The sequence below is a fragment of the Solemya velesiana gill symbiont genome (genome assembly GCF_002020805.1).
Lineage (GTDB): Bacteria > Pseudomonadota > Gammaproteobacteria > Chromatiales > Chromatiaceae > Sedimenticola_A.
This window is the reverse complement of sequence record NZ_MPRJ01000120.1, coordinates 1-3,177: the sequence shown is the minus strand read 5'-3', so window position 1 is coordinate 3,177 and position 3,177 is coordinate 1. Positions and strand designations below refer to the sequence as shown.

Below are 3,177 nucleotides of genomic sequence, written 5' to 3'. Positions count from 1 at the left end.
CCAAGCCATTCCAGTGGACCAAGAGTGCTGAGAAAATTATTGCCTCGGTGAATAGGGCAAAGAATGCGTTGCCGAATTAACCGCATGGCCCACTAGTGCTGATGGTGTGGGGCCGCTGCGCTTTGGCTCCCAACGATGAGCAGGCACCTGAGCAGTAGCTGCTTTCCGATAGATCACGGTCGAGGGGATGATGGTTTCCGTGATGCGAATCCGGTTACCCATCTCATCAATGATCTCGCGCAGCTCTGAGGCGATCTCCCGTGCATCGGCTGTGTGGTCCATCCGATTGATGATGCCAGTCAACGGGGCAATTTTGAGGCCCAGAAACTCCATATTGGGCTCAGCAGCTCATCTGCTGCGATCACCGCCGCATCCTGGAGGCCTCCGACAGCACCTTGCGTATCGATGATGACGAAATCATAGCCACGCAGATTGGTTAGGGCGCGTTTGATACGGAAACGCCCGTCTGGTGTCTGCATAATCCAGTTCTGCAGCTTACCTTCCGGTTCATTTGAGTAGACAAAATCCGATCCCTTGATTGTGGTTTGGCTGATGCAGTCATCCAGTGATCCTGTCTGCAGCATCTCGGTTAGCCCCCCCTGGGGCTAATGTCTCTTTATGAGGGAAGTAGGAGGAGAGGGTCGGCTGCACATCGGCATCGATGAGCAGAACCTCCTGACCTATGTCGGCCAAAAGTGCGCCTAAGTTACCGGCGGTGGTGGTTTTTCCTACACCACCTTTGGTGGCACGCACGGTGAAAATCTTCGGTTGTTTTTGTTGCATGAGCGTCCTTCCTCTTATCGGCTAGGTAGCTGTTAAAAATAAAATTACTCATGCAGGCATCCGCTCTTATTGTTGTGCTCAATTATTGTGCTTTGTATACTCCGAATCCTTTGCCACTGTAGCTCGGCGAATTTTCGGCTGATTTGTAATCAGCTGGTCGGGGGTTCGAGTCCTCTCGCCGGCTCCATATCAAGTCAAGGCCCCTATCTTAGGGGCTTTTTCTTTTCCGCATACATCCTTCCATCTGATTACACTCAAGTTTTCCATATATACTGTCGATATCGAAATTGTGGCCAGTCTCATCGATATGATCGCCGCACATAATCTCGAGATACTTAGGAACCCGAGGGAGTGACAATGCCGGTTTCAGCAACGGAATCATCCGATAGCAGTGACGTTACCATTCATGTTTCCGGCCGCTTCGATTTTTCCTGCCACCAGGACTTTCTCGAGGCGTACACGGCGTTTCCCAAGGGCGAGAAGCGCTATGTCGTCGATCTGGGAGAGACCGAGTACATGGACAGCTCTGCCATGGGTATGCTGCTGCAGTTGCGGGAGTATGGCGACAAGGAGTCAAGCGTAGTCCTGGTCAATGCAAATGAGGGAGTACGGGAGGTCCTTCGGATCGCCAATTTCGATAAGTTGTTCAGGATCGATTAATTTCAGAGTCCGTCAAACAGACGCAAATGTGCCCAGTCAAAACCTCTATTTCTCCTTGATTTCACTGGATAATTTTCGCTAATTCCCCTATCCTTCCCCGATTTCCTTTCAGGGCTGGATATTATGGGCTTCAAATGCGGTATCGTCGGTTTGCCAAATGTGGGCAAATCCACCCTTTTCAACGCGCTGACTCAGGCGACCATTTCGGCTGAGAACTATCCCTTCTGCACTATCGACCCCAACGTGGGTGTCGTTCCGGTGGCAGACCCTCGCCAGGATATTATCGCGGAGATTGTCCAGCCTCAGAACGTGGTGCCCACAACCATGCAGTTCGTGGATATCGCGGGACTGGTCGAAGGCGCATCCAAGGGGGAAGGCCTGGGGAATAAGTTTCTGGCAAACATCAGGGAAACTGACGCGATCTGTCATGTTGTACGCTGTTTTCACAACGATGATGTTGTACACGTTGTAGGCAAGGTCGAGCCGCTCTCGGATATCGAAGTGATCAACACCGAATTGGCCCTGGCCGATATGGAGTCCGTGGAGAAGGTCCTGGACAAGGCCTCCAGGCAGGCGAAAACCGGCGACAAGAAGATATTGGCCCAGAAGACCTTGCTTGAAAAGGTCAGGGAGCACCTCGATGCGGGACATCCCGTACGCTCCCTGGAGCTGGAAGAGGATGAGCAACTGGCCATCCGGGACCTTCACCTGCTGACCATCAAGCCCACCCTCTATATCGCCAACGTTTCAGAAGATGGGTTTGAAGACAATCCTTTACTGGATGCGGTGACAGAGTATGCCCATGCCGAGAACTCCGAGGTGGTGGCGGTTTGCGCTGCAATCGAGGCAGAGATTGCGGAACTGGACGACGATGAAAAGCAGGAGTTCCTGGGGGATATGGGGTTCCACGAGCCCGGCCTGAACCGCGTGGTGCGTGCCGGTTATAAGCTGCTCGGCCTCGAGACCTATTTCACTGCCGGTGAGAAAGAGGTTCGGGCCTGGACCATTCCCGTAGGCGCGACCGCCCCCCAGGCAGCAGGCGTGATTCACACCGATTTCGAGCGCGGATTCATCAGGGCCGAGGTGGTCTCTTACGATGATTTCGTGGCGTACAAAGGTGAGCAGGGCGCCAAGGAGGCCGGGAAGCTGCGCTCAGAGGGCAAGGATTACATCGTCAGCGACGGGGATGTTATCCATTTCCGCTTCAATGTGTGATGGCGTAATTGCCTGTAGACAGCGCAACTATTGACACTTGGCGTGGCGATAGTTATATTTGCCCGCCTTTCATGGCTACGTAGCTCAGTCGGTTAGAGCGACGGACTCATAACCCGTAGGTCGGTGGTTCAATTCCACCCGTAGCCACCAAATCACAATCCGACGATGTCCTATATCGTCCCGAAGCCCGCATAGCAGCGGGCTTTTTTGTTTCCCCTTTGTCCGTGGTTGAACTATATTATCCTAATATATACCGTCAAATTAGCGGTATATTTGACGGTATATTCAATTCAATTGCGGCATATACCGTCAAAATCTTTTGCTAGAAACACGCTTAAGCCAAGTGTGTTCGCCTCAATAGGCTGGAGGCAGTCAATGGCACGGAAAACACACCCTCTTTCTGACACAGAAATCCGTAATGTGTTGAATTGCGCCCAAAACTGACCCACCTACCCCCATAATTTGCATCGAATTTTGACCCACGTACAACTCTACCTGCATCAAGGCTTTGCAGGAGTA

5 protein-coding genes and 1 tRNA gene are annotated in these 3,177 nt (G+C 52.3%); 3 read left to right on the top strand and 3 right to left on the bottom strand.

Annotated elements, in window-relative coordinates:
* Positions 1-36 precede the first annotated feature (36 nt).
* The 3 genes from BOW53_RS12530 to BOW53_RS13605 are packed head-to-tail and all read right to left on the bottom strand — an operon-like array spanning position 37 to position 783.
* A complete protein-coding gene (locus BOW53_RS12530; protein ID WP_135607115.1) occupies positions 37-333 on the bottom strand; it encodes a hypothetical protein in 297 nt (98 codons plus the stop codon).
* Positions 300-584 carry a ParA family protein gene (locus tag BOW53_RS13610; protein ID WP_135607114.1) on the bottom strand — a complete coding sequence of 95 codons (285 nt, stop codon included), beginning with the start codon at positions 582-584 and terminating at the stop codon, positions 300-302. Before BOW53_RS13610 ends, BOW53_RS12530 begins: the two co-directional genes overlap by 34 nt.
* Positions 559-783 (bottom strand): ParA family protein, encoded by a 225-nt coding sequence (locus BOW53_RS13605; protein WP_135607113.1) that lies wholly within the window; start codon positions 781-783, stop codon positions 559-561. The genes BOW53_RS13610 and BOW53_RS13605 overlap by 26 nt, the downstream gene beginning before the upstream one ends.
* 357 nt (positions 784-1,140) lie before the next feature.
* On the opposite strand from BOW53_RS13605, the gene BOW53_RS12515 reads away from it, so the two are divergent.
* The 3 genes from BOW53_RS12515 (at position 1,141) to BOW53_RS12505 (ending at position 2,808) form a co-directional block, all read left to right on the top strand.
* Positions 1,141-1,443, top strand: a complete 303-nt coding sequence (locus tag BOW53_RS12515) for an STAS domain-containing protein (protein ID WP_078488305.1) — start codon at positions 1,141-1,143, stop codon at positions 1,441-1,443.
* A 123-nt stretch (positions 1,444-1,566) separates the two neighbouring features.
* Positions 1,567-2,658, top strand: a complete 1,092-nt coding sequence (ychF, locus tag BOW53_RS12510; protein ID WP_078488304.1) for a redox-regulated ATPase YchF — start codon at positions 1,567-1,569, stop codon at positions 2,656-2,658.
* A 73-nt stretch (positions 2,659-2,731) separates the two neighbouring features.
* Positions 2,732-2,808, top strand: a tRNA-Met gene (locus tag BOW53_RS12505).
* The last annotated feature ends 369 nt before the right edge of the window (positions 2,809-3,177 follow it).

Bases quoted from the DNA above. Each gene is read 5' to 3' on its own strand.
- BOW53_RS13610 (WP_135607114.1), bottom strand. From the start codon at position 584: ATGCTGCAGACAGGATCACTGGATGACTGCATCAGCCAAACCACAATC.
- ychF (WP_078488304.1), top strand. From the start codon at position 1,567: ATGGGCTTCAAATGCGGTATCGTCGGTTTGCCAAATGTGGGCAAATCC.
- BOW53_RS13605 (WP_135607113.1), bottom strand. From the start codon at position 783: ATGCAACAAAAACAACCGAAGATTTTCACCGTGCGTGCCACCAAAGGT.
- BOW53_RS12515 (WP_078488305.1), top strand. From the start codon at position 1,141: ATGCCGGTTTCAGCAACGGAATCATCCGATAGCAGTGACGTTACCATT.
- BOW53_RS12530 (WP_135607115.1), bottom strand. From the start codon at position 333: ATGGAGTTTCTGGGCCTCAAAATTGCCCCGTTGACTGGCATCATCAAT.